Source organism: Paraburkholderia sp. SIMBA_054 (genome assembly GCF_046534875.1).
GTDB lineage: Bacteria > Pseudomonadota > Gammaproteobacteria > Burkholderiales > Burkholderiaceae > Paraburkholderia > Paraburkholderia hospita.
The window spans coordinates 1-236 of record NZ_JAWRXV010001716.1 but is presented as its reverse complement, the minus strand read 5'-3'; the positions used below and the strand labels follow the sequence as shown (position 1 = coordinate 236).

The 236-nt window shown below is 28.8% G+C and carries 1 protein-coding gene; it reads left to right on the top strand.

The genetic code is table 11. The features are described 5' to 3' along the window. Nucleotides 1-192, top strand: a 192-nt coding sequence (locus tag SB822_RS60970) for a hypothetical protein (protein ID WP_410859637.1), incomplete at its 5' end; no start/stop codon positions are given. Between the last annotated feature and the right edge of the window lie 44 nt (nt 193-236).

Sequence of the window (236 nt, the reverse complement as noted above, 5' to 3'; positions counted from 1 at the left end):
CTATATGCACTGGATCAAAATAGTAAATATGAAGACTTAAATAAAGAAGGCATAGTTTATAGAAATGAAAAACCTATTCTATGTAAAGAAGATAGTAAGGTATATAAAGTGAGTAAATACGGTTCCTGTCCAATCTGTGAAGGAAAAGTTAACATCTACTATGATAAAAAGCTTGATAGAAAGCTAGGGTAGTGTGTTAATAATAAGGATCATTTATATACTTATGATCATACTAC